Source organism: Gillisia xinjiangensis, assembly GCF_046298265.1.
Taxonomy (GTDB): domain Bacteria; phylum Bacteroidota; class Bacteroidia; order Flavobacteriales; family Flavobacteriaceae; genus Gillisia; species Gillisia xinjiangensis.
Genome location: NZ_JBKAHK010000003.1, coordinates 22,018 through 42,989, shown reverse-complemented (window position 1 = coordinate 42,989; position 20,972 = coordinate 22,018). Strand labels below are relative to the sequence as shown.

Below are 20,972 nucleotides of genomic sequence, written 5' to 3'. Positions count from 1 at the left end.
AACTTATTTTAACCTGAGAATCTTCAGAGTAAATGATTTCCTGAGTATCTTCGCAGCCTAATAATTAAATACATACGTGATAGATTCAGCTAAAATAGAATTAAGGAATTTAAGATTAAAGGATTATCAGCAATTGAAAATCTCCATGATCAAAAGCTATAAAACAATGGCCGATGAATACTGGAGCAAGGCCCAGATCAAAACCCTTATCAATAAATTTCCCGATGGTCAGTTCTGTATTGAAATCGATGGTAAAATTGCCGGTAGTGCCTTGGCAATTGTTGTAGATTATGACAAATTCGATGTAAATCATAAATATGAGGACATCCTTGGAGGAGAAAATTTTTCAACGCATACCAAAATGGGGGATGTTCTTTATGGAATAGATGTCTTTATACATCCGGATTATCGCGGAATGAGATTGGGACGTAGATTGTATGAGGCCAGAAAGGAACTTTGCGAACAGCTCAACCTAAAAGCCATAATTTTTGGCGGTCGTATCCCAAATTACGCCGGTTATGCCGAAGAACTCACTCCTAAAAAATATATAGACAAGGTCAAACTGAAGGAAATTCACGATCCTGTTTTATCTTTTCAGCTGTCCAATGATTTTCACGTAAAGAAGGTGATCAAAGGATATTTGCCGGGGGACGAAGATAGTTTGGAATTTGCAACGCTAATGGAATGGAATAATATCTATTACACCAAAGAGAAAAAACTTATCGATACCAAGAAAACCGTAGTTAGACTGGGATTGGTGCAATGGCAAATGCGATTGTTTAAGGACTATGAGTCGTTGGTCTCCCAAATAGAATTCTTTGTTGATGCGGTGAGCGATTATCAAAGTGATTTCATCCTTTTTCCGGAATTGTTCAATGCTCCGTTGATGGCACAGTTTAATCATATGAATGAAGCGGAAGCCATTCGTGGGCTATCTTCTTACACGGACAGGTTGCTGGATACTTTCCGGGGATTTGCCATGAATTATAATATCAATATTATCACCGGAAGTATGCCCCAGGTGGTCGGGGAGCATATGCATAATGTTGGATTTCTTTGCAGAAGAGATGGTAGTTATGAAAAATATGAAAAACTCCATATTACCCCGGCCGAAGAATCTGCCTGGGGAATGAAGGGCGGTAACATCCTTGAAACCTTTGATACCGATTGTGGTAAAATTGGAGTGTTGATTTGCTACGATGTTGAATTTCCGGAACTTCCCCGCTTGTTGGCCGAAGAGGGAATGAATATTCTTTTCGTGCCTTTTATGACCGATACACAGAACGGGTATTCCCGCGTAAAAATTTGCGCCCAGTCCAGAGCGGTAGAAAATGAATGTTATGTTGCTATTGCGGGCTCTGTAGGGAATTTACCCAAAGTAAACAACATGGATATTCAATACGCACAAAGTGCTGTTTTCACACCCTCAGATTTTGCATTTCCTGTAAACGGGATCAAAGCGGAAGCAACTCCTAATACTGAAAGCACGCTGCTGGTTGATGTAGATTTGGATCTTCTGAAGGAATTACATGCTTTTGGAAGTGTGCGGAATATGAAGGACCGAAGGAAGGATCTTTATTCGCTGAAGCGGAAGAAATAGTTTATCAAAACTGGCTTTTACAGGCTTAATTAGATGATGGGATTAGAGTAATGTAGCCTTTACAAGCCTCGAAAAAACTTTGTACATACATACCGAATACTCAAAATAAAACCGCTTTAGAAGAATTTTCTAAAGCGGTTTTTATTTTTGCTCTATACTGAGATTTTAGGTTGCTTTTAAAATCTAAAAGAAAGATTGGTAAAGATCCTGGTACCGTCAATATTGAACTGGGTTGTTTGCCAGGGATATTTAAATCTTCCTACGAAATCCAGATTTCTGTCATTCGGAACTCCTCCGTTACTTGCGTAAGCATCGGCAAAAGTATCGGGATATACGTCAAAGATATTATTGGCTCCTATCGTAAGATCGATCTTCTCTGTGAAAGCATAAGAAAAACTAAGATCGGTTAGGGTTTTCGCACCGTATGTAGCATCATCTGCAGGATTGCTTGGATGCCTGTATGTCACTTCTCCAAAATTAGTAAAGGATAAAGTAGTGGAGAATTTGTTCAATTCATAAGTTGCAGCTCCAATGATCTTTTGTCTAGGTCTCCAGCTTTCAACCCTTGAGATATCTTCTCTTGAAAACAAAGCATCTCCAAGGTTGTTCTGCTCAATAAAGTCGGGGAAATTGGTTCCTGTAACTTCGGTTTTATTAAAGTTGGCAGCGAGACTTCCGCTAATAAATCCGTTACCAACTGCGGTTTTACTGTAAGTAAGAACAATGTCTACTCCTTTAGACCGGGTATCTATGGCATTTAAAAAGAAACCGGCAGAACCTACGTTCACACTTTCCAGGGTTTGATCAATTGGATTTGTAGGATCTCCTGTTCTACCAACCTGGCCGGAAAGTACGATCCTGTCATCAACATCAATTTGATAAGCATCTACGGTTAATCCAAGTTTAGGGGTAAATCGGTAGGAAAATCCAGCACCTAAGTTAAATGAAGTTTCCGGTTCCAGCCTGGAAATACCCAAAGCTCTCAAAGCAGGATCGGCATTGTTAAGGATCCCGTTTTGCTGTACCCCATTTTCAGTTAGGGTTGTGGTTAGGGCAGTATAGAAAATCTGGTGAAGGGATGGTGCTCTAAATCCGCTACTCACAGAACCTCTAAGGTTTAGTTTATCATCAAGAAGTTTTAAGCGTGTCACACCTTTCCAACTTACATTAGTTCCAAAATCGCTGTAATTCTCAAAACGAATAGCTCCACCTAATAGAAAATTTTCGGTGAAATCTGCAGTAATATCGGTATAGATTCCCAGGTTATTCCTGTAATCATTAGATGCATTTTCAGGAGCAAAACCTCCAAAGGATTGACTTCCGGCGTTATCTGTAGGATCATTAGGAGTTCCGTCGCCATAAGAGGCAAATTCTCCTTCTTCAGTAACAAATCGTTCATTTCTGTTTTCTGCACCAAAAGCTACTGTCAAAGCTTCTATCCCGGCATCGTTAAATGTCCTTACTACATCAAGATTATTTACGATATGGCTGAACTGGTGAGCACCATTGTAAAAATCTGAAGGGCTTCCGGAACCAAAAGACTGATTAAAGGAATTTTTGATATAATAATCTATCCGGCTTTTTCCCAGGGTAGAACTCAAATCAAAATTCCATTCGTTTAGAACTGTTTTTAATCCAAGTGCAAAGGTATGGTCATTGATTTCCGGAGCCATTTCCGCAAGGAAAAAATCTGCTCCCGGATATATTTGTTCAAAACCAGGGATCCAGTAAGGAACTCTTGCAAACTGCGGTGCAGCACCACTTCTGTTGGCCATTGTTCCGAAGGAATAGATTTCTGTTTCGGTTTCTTCATCAATAACATAACCTACATTATACGAGAAATTGGAAATTGTCATGTCTGGTATTCCTACCTGGAAACCTGCACTGGGATTGCGCTGTAGAAAACTTGTAAGATCTGATGTGTTAAAATCAGAATCATCTGTTACGCCCCAATATCCAGCCTCATCTGCAACACTGGTTATAGTACCTTGTCTTTGGGTTCTTTTTTGGTCGAAATAATTTAGGGTGAAATTGGCGTAGCCTTTATCGGTTTGTACTCCGTATCCTGCTTCCAACTGGTATTGTTCCCCATCACCTTCTGTAGTTGTGCTGAAACTGGTGTTGATAAAAGGATCGGATGCTTTTGCCATAACCAGATTGATCACTCCTGCAATTGCATCAGATCCATACTGTGCTGCTGCGCCATCTCTTAAAATCTCAACACGCTCAAGAGCAGCAGAAGGAATAGCTTTCATATCTACACCTACTTCTCCACGTCCAGGGGTAACATAACTGTATACCAGGGCGCTGGAATTTTTCCGTTTTCCGTTAACAAGAACCAACGTCCTGCTTGGAAAAAGTCCTCTTAAATCTGCAGGGCTAAAATGTGCGGCGGCATCAGATACCGGTTGTTCGGTAGCGTTGTACGATGGCACTTTAAACATTAATTGCTGATCCAAAACGCCTTTTCCGGTCTTTTTAAGATCGGCAGTTTGAATATTATCCACGGGTACAGGAGAATCAAAAGAGGTTCTTGGTTTTCCCCTGCTTCCAATAATAACAACATCATCAAGTTGGGCTGCAGATTCCTGTAAAGTTATATTTATCTTATTGGTGTTGGTAACATCTACTTTCTGAGTAATAAATCCAAGGAAATTTACCACAAGCGTATTTTTCCCGGTAGGAACATCTATGGTGAAGTTTCCATCAAAGTCGGTTTGAACACCAATTTTTGTGCCTTCAACTATAACCGTGGCTCCAGGTAAAGGCATTCCGCCGGCATCTTTCACATTTCCGGTAACTTCCCGGTCTTGCTCAGCTCTTTTTACAGGAGCAGTCTCCTTTTTAGAAAGCACGATTTGTTTTCCAATAAATTTAAAAGTCATGGGAGTGTTTTCCAGTAACTTAATTAGAACCTCTTCTACAGTTTCATTATTTGCTGCAATGGAAATTTTTCTTTTATTGTCAATGTCCTCATTTTTGTACAAAAATTTATAATCTGTGCGGTCTTTTATAACTGCAAGCACCTCATCAAAACTTACATTTTCAAGGGTAAAAGCTAATTTTTCCTGATTTGCAGAGGATGCGGAAGCAGGTAAAATGCTGAATAAACACATCAATATGCAAAATTTCATCTTCAGAAAATCAGTTATTGAAATTTTTAAAAAGGGATACTTAATAATTCTTTTTTTCATGATTTTAATTGTTAAAGTTTAACATGTAATGTTTGTGGCTTAAAAATCTAAAAGGGAATGTGCCAACATTCCCTTTTTATCATTAGTAGATCCTGATGTTCCTACCATTAATTTTATAATCGAAATTTGAAATTTCTTTCAAGGTTTTTAAAACATCTTCAATAGTTTCTATATCAAATTCTCCCGTAAATCTTTCCTGGTTAAAATTTTCCAGCTCATTTGTGATATTTACATTATAGGTGCGTTCAATTTTGGTAGTTATACTTTTAAAAGTTTCATTTTTAAACACAATTCGCTTATCGATCCAGGCAGTGAAATCATCTGTATTTACCTTTGAAACACTACTTGAAAAAGAAGATCGTTCGTATGCGGCCTGGTAATTTGGTTCCAGCTTAAAAGACAGGGATTTAGAAGCAGGAATACCTATTTCGACCGATCCACTAACCAAAGTGGTTTTTATATCTTCTTCAGAAGGGTAAGAGGAAATATTGAATTTTGTTCCCAATACTTTAATTTCCAGCGCTCCAGATTTCACTATAAATGGTTTGTCTTTATTATGAGTTACATCAAAAAAGGCTTCTCCTTCAAGGTATACTGTCCTGGTATCTTCAGAATTTAAAAATTTCTCAGGAAAGCGAATCTTGCTTTCTGCATTAAGCCATACCAAGGTTCCGTCAGAAAGGATAATTTTAAAAACTTTCCCCCGTGGGATTTTTAAGGTATTAAAAGATTGCTTTTCAACATCCTCCTTTGCTTTTGAAAAGGTGAGCTGTTGTTTTTCAGCTGAAATAATATCAGATGAACCATCTCCATTTATTAAAACAATTTGGTCATCATATGATTCTGTTACAGGAACTGAAACCATCTTATTCTTTATCGGGGTGTCGCTTGTTGAGCGGTTATAAAAAAAGTAAAGGGTGGAAATTGCCACAAGAAAAACTGCAGAATATTTTGAGAAATTTAGAATATTGTAGGTTTTTTCTTTCTTAATTTCAGTTATGTTTAACTTTTTGTTTATTAATTTAAACGCATCCTTGCTTTTTGTTAAGTTTTTATTAACTTGAAAATTATTCCAGGATGTAATTTGGTCAATATATTGTTTTTTGTTGGCTTCACATTCTTTTATCCAGGCGAGGATTTTTTTTTCTTCGCTGCTGGAGGTTTTTCCGTTAAGGTACTTTTTAATTAAGAAAAACATGGTTTTAGTATTGGTTTCTATATAAGAGATGCATCTTTTTATAAAAACCCCTATAGATTTTTTAACTATTTTAATAATAATAAGAATCTCCAACAAAAAAGAATCATATAAACCCGTTAAAAACCTTGCTATCACAGGGTCCATCTTTCAAAATATTTTTCACAAATATTACGAATGGCTTTGTAACTACGTAGTCAAACTTTCTGGTGATCCTGCGCTGGCGGATGATATTGTACAGGAGGTTTTCATCAGGTTTTGGGAGATGCGTGAGGAAATAGAAATACATTCTTCGGTTAAATACTATTTACTTAAAACCTGTCATAATCAATTTCTTCAGCATATAAGAAAAAATAAAAGGGAGGTAAGCCTATTAGAGGAAATTAAATGGGAAACCTTAAGGGATCTTCAGGTTGAAAATAAAGAAGATCAATCAAAAAATGTACGGTTATTACAAGCCGGTTTAGAGGAACTGTCTCCCCGGTGTAAAGAGGCTTTTCTTTTAAGTAAGTACAATAAACTCAAATACAAAGAAATCGCTGAAGAAATGGGGATTTCAGTAAAAACTGTAGAGATTCATATTTCCAAGGCTCTTAGTATTTTGCGAAAAAGTATTTCCCTGTTTCTTTAATTCCCTTTCTTTATTTCAATTCCTCCAGAATCTCATCTGTGTTCTTAGTTACAGGGTTACATCGTTTTTGACTGAAGCCACAGTATTATTTTGGCCAATTTCCTTAACCCCATCGGTTAATTCCGTATCCTGAAAGCCCTTATCTTCCAGTATCCCATTTTAAAATAGACATATCCTGCTATGGCAGCTATTAGATTGGAAATGGGAAAAGACCACCAAATTCCTTCATATCCCAAAGAAGTGTTATAGGAAAGCACATACGCCAGCGGAAACCGTACAACCCAAAGACTCATAATGGAGATTAGCATGGAAGCTTTGGTGAAACCCGCCCCGTTAAAAGTTCCGTTCATGACTTGCTGCACTCCCAGCAGCCCGAAGCTGGGAGCCATAATTTTTATAAATAAAGCTCCGTCCCTAATAACATCAGGATCGTTTGGAATAAAAAAGGCTGTTAAAGGTTCAGCAACAATAAACAGGATAATACCTAATCCGGTAAGTCCAAAAAAGGCGATCTTATTGCTTAAATTGGCAACCTGTTCTGCCCTTTTAATTTTTCGTGCGCCAATATTCTGCCCTACCAGGGAAGTAGTGGCAATCCCTAATCCCAGCGCCGGAATTACAATGAGACTTAAAATCCTGGCTCCAATCCCGTAAGCGGCGACGATCTCGCTTCCAAAACTGGTAACGATTATTATCATCATCGTCATTCCCAGGGCTCTGGTAGATTGTTCCACACTGGCAGGAAACCCAAGTTTGAATATCTTCCGAAGACTTTTCATATCCAGGTACATGGAAGAAAAGCTGATTTTTATACCGTGTTTCCCACGCAATAAAATGGCAATCCCAATCACTGCTGATATCCCCTGAGTGATCACACTTGCCCAGGCAGCACCGGCAACTCCATAACCCGGAATAGGGCCATATCCATAAATAAAGAGAGGATCCAGCACCAGATTAAGAAATACAGTAATAAGGATGATATAAACAGGAAGCATTACATTTCCAATTCCGCGCATTAGCGACTGAAAAATGAAAAACATAAAAAGGAAGATAAATCCGAAGGAGGAAACCTTAAAATAGGCTACAGAATCATCATAGATTTCAGGACCAGCACCAATTATGTTCATTAAATGTCCTGCTGAAAAATAGCTTAGAACAGCCAGCAGGCCGGAAATAATAAATATCAGGAAAACACTTTGGGACGAACTGAAATCCACCATTTGTTGATTTTCTGCTCCTTTATAATTGGATACCATAACGGTTCCCGCTAAGGTTAAACCTGTACCAAGGGATAAAACAAGGAAAAGCACCGGAAAACTCAAACTCACTGCGGCTACTGCATTCGCACCTAATCTTCCAAGCCAGAAAGTATCGATTAGCTGATAGGTTGTTTGCAGGATATTTGCGAAAATAATGGGAAGCGCTAAACTTATTAGAGAATTTAAAATCCTGCCTTCTGTATATTTATTCTTTATTTCAGTTTTCATTATTTGCAAAATTAATGGAATAATAAAGCGCGGCTTAGTAAATTTCACTTAATGTATCAATACTGTCCTAAATAAATTCAACCAATATTAAGCTATTGCTTTTGTTGGGTTTACCGGCGGTAAATTGTAAATTTCAAAGAAGAACCCCCCTTGTCTATTGTTTGGTGGCGGTTGTCCACTATCTCAAATGCTTTATCAAGCCATTGTTAAAGGATAATTTTCACAGATAAGTTGAGCCTGATAAAGGCAACCAAATTGGATAAATACCAACCGTATTACGCCATTGCCTTGAGGGCCTTTAGTACAAGAATCGTAATTAAAGCTATCCATATTTGTATCATAACTGCATTTTCAGAGGTGCCAACAAATGATTTTATATCCCTTAAAAATATTTCCATCTGCTATTTGCTTTTATAGAGCTCGGATATAGTGTTTGCTGTCCAGGTTTTTTGATTTGTGATTACTTCTATGACCTGTTTGTTTTTATCATCCCATATTGCAACCCTTCTAAGCTTTTTTGGGAACTTTTTCTTTGACTTGATTCCTGTCAATTCAATCATTTCATCTTTAAGGATATGTTCAAGTCTGGTATCGGGCGAGGGGTTTTCTTTAATCTCTTTTGGGTTTAATTCTCCGAGGCGTGCCTCGTTTTTAGAGGAAAGTTTGAAAACGGATGGGTTTTCATTAAATAAAAAGCTTTCTGCCGCTGGATGCCTCGTGGGCTTGCCCCGAGGTAGTTCACCGACCTTAAATTGTGCCTGACATTCAAAAATACCTGGTTGCTGGCCCAAACGTTCAACAATGAAAAATCCTTGTAAAACCGGTATTCAACCACCACGCTGTTTTTTATCCAAGGGATATCATAGGCCCCTTTATTATAAGCTGTATTGCCATTGGTGATATTTATATAAGCTGGCAGGTTCCCGTCATAATCAAGTAATGGGTGCATCTTTATAGCTTCTTTTGCTGTTTTATTTTTTCCCAGTCAAACAGGCTTAAGCATAAACTAATGCTGGTGGAATCCGGTAAGAAAATTTTGGATTTTATCTTGAATAATCAATCCGGAATCAGCCAACAACCCGAATTTTTTCTATGACGATTTAAGGGTATTTAATTTGAGAAACTTTGGAAATTTTAAATTCTGACGATGAAAACCTTAGTAAAGCAGGATAAAAGTTTGTGCGAAAGTTTTATAAAAAAAAAGATCAGTTGACTTAGAAGCTATCAACTGATCTTTTTATTGTTCTTTTTTCAAATAATTAAAATATATAACGTAGCCCAACCTGCATTCTCCATCTTGACAATAAACTCGTGTCAGGACCAAATGTATTTTTCAAATTTGGGTTAAAGGTGTAAGTTGGTTCGTTCGTATCCGGATCTAAGTTTACACCAATGGGTTGTAATACCTGTGGTATTTCCACAACGCCCCAATCTGAATTCAATAGATTTCCAAAGTTCAATATGTCTACACTAAACTGAATAGTATTGGTTCGGTCATTGGAAACTTTAAAATTATAGTCTTGTAATAATTTCACATCTACAGTGCTTCTCCAGGGAGATAAATCTCCATACCTGTCAAAATATCCCCCACGATTTTCCCTTAAATATTCATTGTTCAAAATAAACTGGTTAAAAGATTCGGCTTGTCCGGCTCCTGTAAAATTCATCTGAGCTATTTCGCCTTCAGTAGGAATATAGATAAGATCATTCACAGAAGATCCATCGTTATTAATATCACCTCCATAAGTGAAATTATAACGTCCTCCCTGGGCATACTCCATAAAACTTGAAATTGTGGTTCCCCATTGTTTTTGGGTTCCATAGGACCATTGTTTGGAAATCACTGCTATAAAACGGTGTGTATCCCCATATTTTGAATAGGAAAGGTCAGCGGTATTTGCATTTCCTTTTGTTGGGTTAAAGGCAAAGGCATCTCCGGTAATTTCTGCTTCAATGGAATTTACATCTTTTGCATTGAGGTAACTGTAGGCAAGGCTCGTATAAAGGCCATTATCAAAAGTTCTTTTAACAGATCCAGTCCAGTTAACAACCTGACCTTTACCGGAATTTGTAAATACATATGCATTATTTTCACCTTTATCTGCAGCTAAATAAACAGGCCTGTTATCTACACCTTGCAAAGTTCCTGTAGGGTTCTTTAATCCCCAGTTTTGAACGTGTGCCGAATTAATATCTTCGGTAAAGGAGAAATCCCCGGTAAGGATAATTCCATTGTTTAACCTGTAATCCAGTCCAAGACTGGAACGCCATACCTGCGGAAATTGAAATTCAGGATCTACAATTTGAAAAAATCCCTGGTCGGCACCACTTACCTGGTTACCAATCCATACAAAGGGCAATCTTCCGGTGAAAATCCCGGTTCCCCCTCTTAATTGGATGGTTTTGTCATTTTTTACGTCCCAATTGAAACCTACCCTTGGAGAAAACAAAATTTTATCGGTAGGCAACTGAGTGGAATTTAACGTGACTGCCTGATTTGTTTGTGGATTGAAATATTGTGTTGTAGGGTCAACGCTTGCTCCATTATCTGTATCAATAAATTTCTGGATCAACTCATCTGTATTAAAAAAAAGTGGCTTATCAAACCTAATCCCCGCGGTTACTTTTAAATTGTCCAACACGCTCCATTCATCCTGGAAATAGAATGCCAATTGACCAACATTTAATTCGGATAGTTTCCAGCCGCCGTCATTTCCTGTTCCAGCCGCATTTTGAGAATCAAAAGCATTTTGTGTTGCTGTTAAAGTTTGATCTAAAACGCCTCCTGGTTGAGCATTATCCAAAAATTCCTGCACACTGGGATAAGGACTGAATAATCCATAGTAAGGGAAAACACCAAAATTAAAGGATTCATAATTAACAAGGTTGAAGGAGTTTTCAAATTCAAAACGTTCAAAGGAAAATCCTGCGGTAAGTGCGTGATCTCCTAAAAATATATTTAAATTATTTGTAATTTGAAAAACTTTTTGATCTAATACATTATTGATGGAAAAAGGTTCGTGACCTGCAATAATATAATTAGTTCCAGCACCATCCTGAATGGTAATAACCGGAGCGGGAGCGGATAACGGATTTCTGAAATCATCAAAATGGGTGTATCCTACCTGTAATTTATTTGAAATGTTATTGCTGAAATTGGAATTTAATTCCATTTGAAAGGATTGGATTTTATTGTTGATCTCATATCCTGAATTTTCAAATTGCAGGGTATTTGCATTTGGCCCTCTAAATCCCAATGCTGTTGGATGAGCGGGCTTTTCCTTGGAAGCATCCAAAAAATTATAAATTACTGCCAATCTATGTTTGCTGTTAATGTTCCAGTCTAATTTGAAAATACCTTTTACCGATTCAGAATCATAGTTGAAATTTTCAAATCTGCCGGTATCATAACCTAAATCGGCCAAGGCATCCGAAACCGAAATTAAATCATCAATCGCAACCCGTGATTCATTCACAGAACCTGTCCCTCTATTTGGTAACCAGGGAGAACCCAGATCTGTTCGGGAATCAATTTCGAAATTTGTAAAAAAGAATAGTTTATTTTCTACAATCGGACCTCCTAAGCTAAATCCGTATTGGGTTTGTTCTAAATCGGCATTAAAAACTTCTTCTCCATTAATTTTATCTCCGGTTAAATCTTCATTTCTAAAAAAACCGTAAACTGTACCTTTAAGTGTATTTGTACCACTTTTGGTTACAGCATTTACCGAAGCTCCGGTAAAACCAGATAAAGTTACGTCATAAGGAGCGGTGGTAACCTGAATTTGTTCTATGGCATCCAATGAAATTGGCTGAGCGTCCGTCTGCCCTCCAGGAGTAGCTGCATCAAGTCCAAAAGGATTGTTGAAAATTGCTCCGTCCAGGGAAAAATTGTTGAATTGGTCATTTCTTCCTCCAAACGAATTTCCGCTTGCTGTGGGTTCCAATCTTGTAAAATCCTGTGCCGATCGGGAAATAGTTGGTAAAGTTCTCAAATTTCTACTGCTTACCTGTGTCGCTGCACCCGTTCTGTCACTGGAAAAAACTTCGTCTTTCGATGCTTTTATCACAACTTCATCCAGGAGGTTGTCATCGGTTAACAACTTGCCTTCAATGTCTAAAGTTTCTCCCAGGGCTAAAGAAACATTGTCAATAACTTGATCCCTAAATCCAACGAAACTAATTTTTATTTGATAAGGTCCGCCAATTCTTAAGTTTTGTAAATTAAATCGTCCGTCAAAATTTGTAATAGCACCATAAATGGTACCGGTGGGAAGATGGGTTGCAACCACATTTGCTCCTGCTACAAGTTCGCCGGAATTATCTCTTACCAATCCCGAGATGTTTGAAGTAGTTACCTGGGCAAATGTTCCAGATATGGCAAATAGAATTAAAAAAATAAAGCAATAATTTTTCATAAGGGTTAATTGATGTTAAAATTTTTCAAATTTAACATTTATTTAAATTTGAGGGAACATTAGATTTAGTTTTTATGAACAAAAATTTTTCAATGAAACAAGGGAGTTTAATTTCCTTAGGATTTTATCCAATTTCCGGTTATTTCTTCCTTTTGGATCGTTGTTGAATCATTGTTGTCCGGTCAACATTTTTGCGAAAACTTGAAACCACATAATCATTGGGCATTCCAATGGGTTTTTAAATAAGCAAACCTTACTTTCTTGAATTTTTCAATTATACCGATAATTAAAGTTTTCTGAAAAAATATAAATCATAAAATGTTTATCAGTTAATTAAAATCAAGTCTTGGTTCTTTGTTCCTACAGTTACGCCAAAGGCGGAACGATCTTGGCTCTTTACCGGACATTACTGTTGTTGAATGATATTTTTCAGAATTGTATCAAGCTTTTAAAATTTCCCCGTCGTTTTTAAAGATTCAGAAGCCGTAGAAAATTAAGAGTTAAATAACTGATAATGAGAAGTATAATAATCGTATTTTAGGATTGAGAGTAATTGAAACCTTTTAAAAAATCTCGCAGGCTTCTTTTAAGAAAGTAGTTTTATAGCATATTTCTAAAAAAATAATGAAGAATACATACAGCAAAATATTAACTCAAAGTGATTCCCAACCGGGAGCACAGGCCATGTTGCACGCTATAGGCCTTACCAGGGAAGACTTTAAAAAGCCTTTTGTTGGTATTGCAAGTACCGGATACGAAGGTAATCCTTGTAATATGCACCTTAATGACCTTGCAAAACTGGTGAAAAAGGGAAGTAATGAAAGCGGACTGGTAGGTTTAATTTTCAATACCATTGGAGTGAGTGACGGGATTTCCATGGGAACGCCCGGGATGCGATATTCTTTACCGTCCCGTGATATCATTGCCGATTCTATTGAAACGGTTATCCATGCGATGTCTTATGATGCACTTATCACAGTTGTAGGCTGCGATAAAAATATGCCGGGAGCACTTATGGCCATGCTACGCATAAACAGGCCTGCCATTCTTGTATATGGAGGAACAATCGCTTCCGGATGTCATAACGGTAAGAAACTCGATGTGGTTTCTGCTTTTGAAGCCTGGGGCGCTAAGACAGCCGGAGATATCGATAAGCAGGAATATGATGCTATAATCGAAAAAGCCTGTCCGGGAGCAGGAGCTTGTGGAGGGATGTATACAGCAAACACGATGGCTTCTGCCATTGAAGCTTTAGGGATGGCATTGCCTTATAATTCTTCCAATCCTGCAGTGGGAGAAGAGAAGCAAACCGAAAGCGAACAAGCCGGTAAGGCGATAGGATTATTGATAGAAAAGGATATCAAACCCAAAGACATTGTTACTAAAAAGGCCATCGAGAATGCAATCAGGTTGATAACTGTACTTGGCGGCTCTACAAACGCCGTGCTGCATTTCCTGGCAATAGCAAGAGCCGCAGAAGTAGATTTCAGCCTAAAGGATTTTCAACGAATTTGCGATCATACTCCGTTTTTAGCCGATCTAAAACCCAGCGGGAAATATGCTATGGAAGATGTGCATAAAATAGGAGGGATCCCGGCAGTATTAAAATATATGCTGGAAGAAGGACTCTTGCATGGGGATTGCCTCACCGTTACCGGAAAAAGCCTTGCAGAAAATTTGAAAGACGTTCCGGATCTTATAAAGGATCAGGACGTTATTCGGCCTTTAAGCAATCCTATTAAGAAAACGGGTCATATAAGAATGTTATATGGCAATTTAGCAGAAGAAGGATCGGTTGCGAAAATCACCGGAAAGGAAGGTTTGGTTTTTACAGGAAAGGCAAATGTTTTCAATAGTGAATATGATGCCAATGACGGGATTTCCGAAGGGAAAGTCAAAAAAGGAGAGGTGATTGTCATTCGGTACGAGGGGCCAAAAGGAGGTCCGGGAATGCCTGAAATGCTCAAGCCAACTTCAGCAATTATGGGAGCGGGTTTAGGAAAAGAAGTCGCTTTAATTACCGATGGAAGATTCTCTGGAGGAACCCATGGATTTGTGGTTGGCCACATTACCCCGGAGGCTCAGGAAGGCGGCTTGCTGGCGCTGGTTGAAAACGGAGATGAAATAACCATCAATGCCGAAACCAATAGTATTGAGGTAAACCTATCTCCCGAAGAAATTGAAAAAAGAAGAAAAAACTGGAAAGCTCCGGTTTTAAAATATACCAATGGAGTGTTGTACAAATATGCAAAAACGGTTTCATCGGCCTCCAGGGGATGTGTGACTGATGAATTTTAACAAGTTGAATTATGGAAGTGAAAACCACTAATTTTGAAAAGAAAACCAGTCATTCCACCACAACCGTTTCCGGTGCGGAAGCGGTGATAAAATGTTTGCTGGAAGAAGGGATTGATACCATTTACGGGTATCCCGGGGGTGCAATTATGCCGGTATATGATGAATTATTTAAATACCGGGACGAGCTGCATCATGTACTTACCCGGCACGAACAGGGCGCAACTCACGCGGCCCAGGGATATGCAAGGGTTACGGGGAAAGTGGGCGTGGCAATAGCCACTTCAGGACCGGGAGCTACCAATTTAATTACCGGGATTGCCGATGCTCAAATAGATTCTACACCGCTTGTTTGTATCACAGGTCAGGTAGGATCTCATTTGTTGGGAAGCGATGCTTTTCAGGAAATCGATATTGTAGGGATTTCAACTCCAATTACAAAATGGAATTATCAGATCACAAAAGCTTCAGAAATCCCGGAGGTATTTGCAAAAGCATTTTATATTGCCCGCTCCGGAAGGCCAGGCCCGGTTTTGATAGATATTACCAAAGATGCCCAGTTTGCCTCGATGGAGTTCAGCTATAAAAAATGTTCAGGGATACGTAGTTATACGCCGTTTCCAGAAGTGAATCTTATAGCTGTAGAACGTGCTGCTGAAGCTATGAACCAGGCTAAAAAGCCACTTATTGTTTTTGGACAGGGTGTAATTCTTGGTGAAGCCGAAGCGCTGTTTAAGCAGGTAGTAGAAAAATCGGGGATTCCCGCGGCCTGGACTATATTGGGACTTTCTGCCTTAGCTACAGATCATCCTTTGAATGTGGGGATGGTTGGGATGCATGGGAACTACGGCCCGAATATGCTCACCAATGAATGCGATGTTTTAATAGCGATTGGAATGCGTTTTGACGACCGGGTTACAGGAAATTTGGAACGCTATGCAAAACAGGCAAAAGTTATTCATTTTGAAATCGATCCTGCTGAGATCAATAAAAATGTAAAGGCAGATATTCCTGTTTTAGGGAATGTAAGGCATACACTTCAGCTTTTACTTGAATTCTTGAAACCAAATCAACACACTTCCTGGCACCAGGAATTCAAGGATTACTATGCCAAAGAATATGATAAAGTCATAAAACATGATCTTAATGCGAGTGAAGGAGAATTAAAAATGGCGGAGGTAATCGATGAGATCAACACCTGTTTTAAGGGAGATGCGATTATCGTTTCAGATGTTGGACAACATCAAATGATTGCCTGCCGGTATGCAAAATTCAATTCATCCCGGAGCAATGTCACTTCTGGCGGATTGGGAACGATGGGATTCGCTCTTCCTGCAGCGCTGGGCGCAAAAATGGGCTGTCCGGACCGTGAAGTGGTTGCGATTATTGGAGATGGCGGTTACCAAATGACAATTCAGGAATTGGGGACTATTTTTCAAACCAAATCGGCGGTTAAAATCGTGCTTTTAAATAATGGTTTCCTTGGAATGGTAAGGCAATGGCAGCAATTGTTCTTTGAAAGCAGATATGCTTCTACAGAACTTGTAAACCCAGATTTTATTACTATCGCAAAAGGCTATCATATAAAAACCAACCAGGTTACAGAGCGGTCCCAGTTAAAAGATGCCGTAAGGGAAATGTACGATGCAAAGGAGCCTTATTTTCTAGAGGTAAAAGTTGAAAAAGAAGAAAATGTTTTTCCTATGATCCCTACAGGAGCTGCAGTTTCAGAAATACGTTTGGAATAATGGAAAAGAAAAATTTTACAGTTTCAGTCTATACTGAAAACAATATAGGATTGTTGAGCAGGATTGCTGCGATTTTCCTGAAAAGACACATCAATATAGAAAGTATCACCGCTTCCAAAAGCGAAGTGAATGAAGTGATGCGTTTTATTATTGTGGTGAATGTAACCGAGGAAAAAGTTATAAAGATCGTTGGCCAGATAGAGAAACAAATTGAAGTGATCAAGGCTTTTTATCACACCGATGAAGAATTGATCTATCAGGAAACAGCGCTTTATAAAATAAGATCGGCAGATTTTGTTGAAGATCTCAATATTCAGGATTTTATAAAAGAAACCAATGCAAGGATAGTTACTGTAACTCCTCAGTTTTTCGTGATAGAGAAAACAGGAAAACGCCAGGAAACAGAAAATTTATACGAAAAATTAAAACCTTATGGATTGATGCAATTCGTACGTTCTGGAACTATTGCAGTTTCCAAGAATGAAATGCAGATCTCAGAGATCCTTGAAAAATTTAATACAAATACAGTATCATGAAATGAGCATAACGAAAAACACGATATAAAGATCGATGAAGAAATGCGAATTACTCCCGATAGCTATCGGGAGACCAATAAAAAAACAATAATATAAACAGATGAAAAATTATTTTAACAGCCTTTCGCTACGTGAACAGTTAGCCCAGTTGGGAACCTGTAGATTGATGAGTTCAAATGAATTTACCGATGGGGTTTCAGTATTAAAAAATAAAAAAATTGTCATTGTGGGATGTGGAGCTCAAGGCCTTAATCAGGGATTAAATATGCGTGACAGCGGTCTGAACATTTCCTATGCATTAAGGGAAGGAGCTATAAAGGAGAAACGCCAATCCTATAAAAATGCTTTGGAAAACAACTTTAAAGTAGGCACATATGAGGATTTGATCCCGGATGCAGATTTGGTAATCAATCTCACTCCCGATAAGCAGCATACTTCGGTAATAAATACCATTATGCCTTTTATCAAGGAAAATGCAGTGCTTTCCTATTCCCATGGATTCAACATCGTTGAGGAGGGAATGAAAATAAGAAAAGATATCACTGTAATTATGGTGGCTCCAAAATGTCCTGGAACGGAAGTCAGGGAAGAATATAAACGCGGTTTTGGTGTGCCAACTCTTATTGCAGTGCATCCGGAAAACGATCCCCAGGGAATAGGTATGGAATGGGCAAAGGCGTATGCCGTTGCAACCGGCGGTGACAAGGCGGGTGTATTGGAATCTTCTTTTGTAGCCGAAGTGAAATCGGATCTTATGGGAGAACAAACCATTTTATGCGGAGTATTACAAACAGGCTCCATCTTAAGTTTTGATAAAATGGTTGCCGACGGGATTGAACCTTCCTACGCCGCAAAGCTTATTCAGTATGGTTGGGAAACCATCACCGAAGCCCTGAAACACGGTGGAATTACCAATATGATGGATCGGCTTTCAAATCCGGCGAAGATCCGGGCAAATGAAATTTCGGAAGAATTAAAAGTGAAAATGCGTCCTCTTTTCAGGAAACATATGGATGACATCATTTCCGGGGATTTCAGCTCCAGAATGATGAAGGATTGGGCAAATGATGATAAGGAATTATTGGAGTGGCGCGCAGCCACCGAAAATACAGCCTTTGAAAAAACAGAAGCCACCTCAAAAGTTATAAATGAACAGGATTATTTTGATAAAGGGGTGTTGCTGGTATCCTTCGTGAAAGCAGGGGTGGAACTTGCCTTTGAAACGATGACCGAGGCCGGGATCATTGAAGAATCGGCTTATTATGAATCATTGCACGAAGCTCCACTTATTGCAAATACCATCGCACGAAAGAAGTTATACGAAATGAACAGAATAATTTCAGATACTGCAGAGTATGGTTGCTACCTGTTTGATCATTCATGCAAGCCGCTTATCCAGGATTATATAACCGGGCTGGAACCGGAATTAATCGGTAAAGTATATGTGAACGGAGGTACTGCCGTAGATAATAAAAAACTTATTGCAGTGAATGCGTCCATAAGGAATCATCCTGTCGAAAAAATTGGGAAAGAGCTTAGAGAAGCGATGACTGCAATGAAAAACCTAAATTAATGAGCACACTACTGGCAAATTCCGCTACATATAAACCAACTTTGGAGGCTGTAAAGAAAGCAGCAGAACGCATTTCGAAGGTTGTGGTTAAAACTCCATTGGGTGAATCCTTTACGTACTCTAAAAAATATGCTGCCAATGTTTTTCTGAAAAGAGAAGATCTGCAGCAGGTTCGTTCCTATAAAATAAGAGGTGCATATAATAAAATTTCCAGCCTTTCTCAGGAGCAACTGGATAAGGGTGTTATTTGTGCAAGTGCAGGAAATCATGCGCAGGGTGTAGCTTTTGCCTGTAATAAATTAAATACTAAAGGAGTGATCTTCATGCCTGTAACAACCCCAAAACAAAAGGTGGAACAAACTGAAATGTTTGGCGGGGAATGGGTTGAGGTGATTTTAAAAGGGGATACTTTTGACGATGCCTATAAAAATGCCGTTAAATACGGAGATTTAAACAAACTGGTATTTATTCATCCGTTTGATGATGAAAAAGTAATTGAAGGACAGGCAACCATTGGCCTTGAAATAATGGAACAGGCAGAAGGACCAATTGATTACGTTTTTGCACCACTTGGTGGAGGCGGACTTTTAGCCGGATTATCTTCGGTTTTTAAACAGTTATCTCCAAAGACAAAAATTATAGGAGTTGAACCGGAAGGTGCTCCTTCGATGAGTTTTTCCCTGAAAGAAGGAAAAGTGGTGGAACTGTCAGAGATTGATCGTTTCGTGGATGGAGCTGCTGTTCAAAAGGTTGGAGCAAGGAATTTTGCCATTTGCCGGGATAGCCTTGATGAGATGGTTACGGTTCCGGAAGGTAAGATATGTCAAACCATTCTGGATTTATATAACAAGGATGCAATAGTGGTAGAACCGGCAGGAGCAATGGCCATAACTGCACTGGATTTTTTTCAGGAGGAGATCAAAGGGAAAAATGTGGTATGCATTGTAAGTGGCAGTAATAATGATATTACCAGAACTGCTGAAATTAAGGAACGCGCGTTGCTTTATGCAGGCTTGAAGCATTACTTTATCATACGTTTTCCACAAAGGGCAGGAGCATTGAAGGAGTTTGTTGCTGAAATTTTAGGTCCTGACGATGACATCACTCATTTTGAATATTCAAAAAAACATCATAAGGAAAATGGGCCTGCAGTAGTTGGAATTGAACTGAAAGATCCCGCAGATTTTGACGATCTGGTAGGAAGAATGAAAGCTAAAAATTTTTACGGACAGTATCTTAATGACAAACCTGATTTGTTTCAGTTTTTAATTTAAAGTTAAAAAAGGAGGATAGTACAATTTTTTTTATACATTTACCTTGTGAATTCAAATAAACTAATAATAGTATTATACCCCCGCCGCCGTTCCATTAGGTAACCGCTGCAGACACTTCGTATTGATATTTTTATTTTGAATTTACATATTTTGAAAAACCAACTCACATTTTTTACATATTCAATTTTTAGAAATTATTCTGAACGTTTCCCCTTACGCATTTTTTTGCCGCGCGTTAAGCGTGTATAAACTTTATGGAACTTAGGTGAGTCCGGTTCCCCTCTCAAAATCAAAATCTCTTTTTTTTTATCACTAATTTTCTCATAAGATGAAGATTAACATTGCTAATAACTCTCATGCGCAATACGCAGAGATCATTTGTAATACTATTGAGGATTCGGCAAAAGTCCGTGGAACCGGAATTGCCCGAAGAACTCCAGAATATATTCTAACCAAGATGGCTAATGGCAACGCTATTATTGCCCTGGAAGGGGATAGGTTTGCCGGTTTTTGCTATATCGAGGTTTGGGGACATGAAAAATTTGTTGCCAATTCCGGATTGATAGTTCATCCCGATTTCAGAAATCAGGGACTGGCTAAAGCGATTAAAAAAGCGGTATTTGAACATTCCAGGAAGAAATATCCCGAGGCCAAAATTTTTGGGATTACCACAGGCCTGGCGGTGATGAAGATCAATTATGAACTTGGTTATCAGCCGGTAACCTTTTCAGAATTAACCGATGATGAGGTTTTCTGGAAGGGTTGTCAAACCTGCAAGAATTATGACATCCTAACCCGTACAGAACGAAAAATGTGCCTTTGCACAGGTATGCTGTATGATCCTGTTAAAAAACAGGTCCCAAAGGAGAAGAAAAGTTTTAACGAGAAAGCCTTTACCAGGTTGAAGCATATAAAAAATACACTTTTCTATAAAAAGGAGAAAAATGATAATAAAATTTAGAATCCTCTCTGAAAACTCGTAAGATTTAAAAGTAATTAGTGAAATTGTAGCTGAAAAGTA

The 20,972-nt window shown here is 38.5% G+C and carries 14 protein-coding genes; 8 read left to right on the top strand and 6 right to left on the bottom strand.

Annotation, left to right across the window (positions count from 1 at the left end):
* Positions 1-76: 76 nt before the first annotated feature.
* On the top strand, positions 77-1,600 hold the full coding sequence (locus ACKGJN_RS05370; RefSeq protein ID WP_409538419.1) for a GNAT family N-acetyltransferase: 1,524 nt from the start codon (positions 77-79) through the stop codon (positions 1,598-1,600).
* Between the two features lie 176 nt (positions 1,601-1,776).
* On the opposite strand, the gene ACKGJN_RS05365 is transcribed toward ACKGJN_RS05370, so the two are convergent.
* Both ACKGJN_RS05365 and ACKGJN_RS05360 read right to left on the bottom strand, forming a co-directional pair.
* Complete coding sequence (locus tag ACKGJN_RS05365; RefSeq protein ID WP_409538418.1) at positions 1,777-4,794, bottom strand: TonB-dependent receptor domain-containing protein; 3,018 nt, start codon at positions 4,792-4,794, stop codon at positions 1,777-1,779.
* 82 nt (positions 4,795-4,876) lie between these two features.
* On the bottom strand, positions 4,877-5,992 hold the full coding sequence (locus ACKGJN_RS05360) for a FecR family protein (RefSeq protein ID WP_409538417.1): 1,116 nt from the start codon (positions 5,990-5,992) through the stop codon (positions 4,877-4,879).
* A 28-nt stretch (positions 5,993-6,020) separates the two neighbouring features.
* On the opposite strand from ACKGJN_RS05360, the gene ACKGJN_RS05355 reads away from it, so the two are divergent.
* Positions 6,021-6,620, top strand: coding sequence for an RNA polymerase sigma factor (locus ACKGJN_RS05355; protein WP_409538416.1), 600 nt, complete (start codon positions 6,021-6,023; stop codon positions 6,618-6,620).
* Between the two features lie 116 nt (positions 6,621-6,736).
* On the opposite strand, the gene ACKGJN_RS05350 is transcribed toward ACKGJN_RS05355, so the two are convergent.
* From ACKGJN_RS05350 to ACKGJN_RS05335, 4 genes are all read right to left on the bottom strand, one after another.
* Positions 6,737-8,107, bottom strand: a complete 1,371-nt coding sequence (locus ACKGJN_RS05350; protein ID WP_409538415.1) for an MATE family efflux transporter — start codon at positions 8,105-8,107, stop codon at positions 6,737-6,739.
* Positions 8,108-8,382: 275 nt separating this feature from the next.
* A complete protein-coding gene (locus ACKGJN_RS05345) occupies positions 8,383-8,505 on the bottom strand; it encodes a hypothetical protein (RefSeq protein WP_409538414.1) in 123 nt (40 codons plus the stop codon).
* Positions 8,506-8,508: 3 nt separating this feature from the next.
* A complete protein-coding gene (locus ACKGJN_RS05340; protein ID WP_409538413.1) occupies positions 8,509-8,898 on the bottom strand; it encodes a hypothetical protein in 390 nt (129 codons plus the stop codon).
* A gap of 468 nt (positions 8,899-9,366) precedes the next feature.
* Positions 9,367-12,525 carry a TonB-dependent receptor gene (locus tag ACKGJN_RS05335; protein WP_409538412.1) on the bottom strand — a complete coding sequence of 1,053 codons (3,159 nt, stop codon included), beginning with the start codon at positions 12,523-12,525 and terminating at the stop codon, positions 9,367-9,369.
* Positions 12,526-13,149: 624 nt separating this feature from the next.
* On the opposite strand from ACKGJN_RS05335, the gene ilvD reads away from it, so the two are divergent.
* The 6 genes from ilvD to ACKGJN_RS05305 all read left to right on the top strand — a co-directional run bounded on the left by ilvD (position 13,150) and on the right by ACKGJN_RS05305 (position 20,912).
* Positions 13,150-14,823, top strand: a complete 1,674-nt coding sequence (ilvD, locus tag ACKGJN_RS05330; protein ID WP_409538411.1) for a dihydroxy-acid dehydratase — start codon at positions 13,150-13,152, stop codon at positions 14,821-14,823.
* A gap of 11 nt (positions 14,824-14,834) precedes the next feature.
* On the top strand, positions 14,835-16,568 hold the full coding sequence (gene ilvB / locus ACKGJN_RS05325; RefSeq protein WP_409538410.1) for a biosynthetic-type acetolactate synthase large subunit: 1,734 nt from the start codon (positions 14,835-14,837) through the stop codon (positions 16,566-16,568).
* Positions 16,568-17,104: an acetolactate synthase small subunit gene (gene ilvN / locus ACKGJN_RS05320; RefSeq protein ID WP_409538409.1), complete on the top strand. Its 537-nt coding sequence runs from the start codon at positions 16,568-16,570 to the stop codon at positions 17,102-17,104. Before ilvB ends, ilvN begins: the two co-directional genes overlap by 1 nt.
* A gap of 100 nt (positions 17,105-17,204) precedes the next feature.
* On the top strand, positions 17,205-18,677 hold the full coding sequence (gene ilvC, locus ACKGJN_RS05315) for a ketol-acid reductoisomerase (RefSeq protein WP_409538408.1): 1,473 nt from the start codon (positions 17,205-17,207) through the stop codon (positions 18,675-18,677).
* Positions 18,677-19,951, top strand: a complete 1,275-nt coding sequence (gene ilvA, locus ACKGJN_RS05310) for a threonine ammonia-lyase IlvA (protein ID WP_409538407.1) — start codon at positions 18,677-18,679, stop codon at positions 19,949-19,951. The genes ilvC and ilvA overlap by 1 nt, the downstream gene beginning before the upstream one ends.
* A 328-nt stretch (positions 19,952-20,279) precedes the next feature.
* The gene (locus ACKGJN_RS05305) at positions 20,280-20,912 is read left to right on the top strand and encodes a GNAT family N-acetyltransferase (protein WP_409538406.1); all 633 of its coding nucleotides are present in this window, start codon (positions 20,280-20,282) and stop codon (positions 20,910-20,912) included.
* Positions 20,913-20,972 lie beyond the last annotated feature (60 nt).

Bases quoted from the DNA above. Each gene is read 5' to 3' on its own strand.
- ACKGJN_RS05360 (WP_409538417.1), bottom strand. From the start codon at position 5,992: ATGTTTTTCTTAATTAAAAAGTACCTTAACGGAAAAACCTCCAGCAGC.
- ilvB (WP_409538410.1), top strand. From the start codon at position 14,835: ATGGAAGTGAAAACCACTAATTTTGAAAAGAAAACCAGTCATTCCACC.
- ACKGJN_RS05345 (WP_409538414.1), bottom strand. From the start codon at position 8,505: ATGGAAATATTTTTAAGGGATATAAAATCATTTGTTGGCACCTCTGAA.
- ilvN (WP_409538409.1), top strand. From the start codon at position 16,568: ATGGAAAAGAAAAATTTTACAGTTTCAGTCTATACTGAAAACAATATA.
- ACKGJN_RS05305 (WP_409538406.1), top strand. From the start codon at position 20,280: ATGAAGATTAACATTGCTAATAACTCTCATGCGCAATACGCAGAGATC.
- ilvC (WP_409538408.1), top strand. From the start codon at position 17,205: ATGAAAAATTATTTTAACAGCCTTTCGCTACGTGAACAGTTAGCCCAG.
- ilvD (WP_409538411.1), top strand. From the start codon at position 13,150: ATGAAGAATACATACAGCAAAATATTAACTCAAAGTGATTCCCAACCG.
- ACKGJN_RS05335 (WP_409538412.1), bottom strand. From the start codon at position 12,525: ATGAAAAATTATTGCTTTATTTTTTTAATTCTATTTGCCATATCTGGA.
- ACKGJN_RS05350 (WP_409538415.1), bottom strand. From the start codon at position 8,107: ATGAAAACTGAAATAAAGAATAAATATACAGAAGGCAGGATTTTAAAT.
- ACKGJN_RS05355 (WP_409538416.1), top strand. From the start codon at position 6,021: ATGCATCTTTTTATAAAAACCCCTATAGATTTTTTAACTATTTTAATA.
- ACKGJN_RS05365 (WP_409538418.1), bottom strand. From the start codon at position 4,794: ATGAAAAAAAGAATTATTAAGTATCCCTTTTTAAAAATTTCAATAACT.
- ilvA (WP_409538407.1), top strand. From the start codon at position 18,677: ATGAGCACACTACTGGCAAATTCCGCTACATATAAACCAACTTTGGAG.